At 36.2% G+C, this 1,162-nt stretch carries 1 protein-coding gene; it reads right to left on the bottom strand.

The features are described 5' to 3' along the window. Nucleotides 1-102: 102 nt before the first annotated feature. Nucleotides 103-921: a M23 family metallopeptidase gene (locus tag GKS34_RS23160; RefSeq protein WP_163387528.1), complete on the bottom strand. Its 819-nt coding sequence runs from the start codon at nucleotides 919-921 to the stop codon at nucleotides 103-105. Nucleotides 922-1,162: the final 241 nt, after the last annotated feature.

Consider the following 1,162-nt stretch of genomic DNA (forward strand, 5'->3'; position numbering starts at 1 on the left):
ACTATCCAATCCCCATACTAGAAATGCTACCGAAGCTTGAGTCCAACACACGCTACAATGAACCGAAGTCTCACTTCGCATCATTGTAGCTTAATTGTTGCACTAATATTTTTTGATTTTGTCACCACTTTTGAGATTGATTCCGTTATAACCTCCAATGAATTCAGTGGGAACCGACAGCAAATTATTTTTCGATGCTTTTAAAACATTGAAGTGTAAATGCTCAATATTTGTTCTTCCGGTCATTCCAGAGATTCCAATAGGCTGCTCGCTATCAACCCAATCACCAACCGCTACAAAACTCCCACAATATAAAAGATGTACATATTGTGTAAAGACATTCATTTCTGGATGATATAATGTTATATAATTTGCGTAGTTTTCCCATTCCTTTGATGAACCACCATATTCATATCCATCTATCACTCCAACAACATATCCATTTGCGGCTGAGTAAACAGTATCACCTATACCTAAATTAATGTCCAAAGCAAATTTCTGATAGTCCGAATAATGAGTGAAGCGGCCGTTGTATCCTTGTGTGATTTCATACTCTTTTCCTTTAGGAATAGGCAATACAAGCTTCTTTAATTTTATTTCATCCGATGGATTGCCATATATCCACTTAAAGGATATTTTAGGCTGTTCCTCATTGATATATGGATAAACGATAATAGTATCCGTCTCGGGAGGTAAGAGGACTTCAAAGTCTTCCAGCAACAATTTAACAGATTTGTTCTCAGTGACAGAAAGAATTCTTAAAGGACATTTTAGGGGATTGGACAATTCAATATATAGGGAATCATTATTGTAATAGTAATCAGTACTTTTACTTCCATCGAATGGATGGATTTCATACTCAGGTAGTCCGGTGCAACTGCAAAACACAGTTAATACCGATATAATAATTAGTGTATTCATTTAGTATGATTATGATTGCATAAAACGGTATTGTGTAGGGCCTCGTTGCGGGTTTCAATGTACAAATTTTTCAGAATAGGGGAGCGTTGGTTTGGAAAAAGCTGTTCAAGTTATCGATTCAGTAGCAATTAGCTATACACGTTGTTGAACGAATCCTGCTAAGGCAGGAAGCCGGCAGTTATTGCCGTTTCTTCCTACATTAGACTTATCGTAACTATTAAACATTTTAAGCTATGAAAAA

This window comes from Cyclobacterium jeungdonense (assembly GCF_010994275.1).
GTDB lineage: Bacteria > Bacteroidota > Bacteroidia > Cytophagales > Cyclobacteriaceae > Cyclobacterium > Cyclobacterium jeungdonense.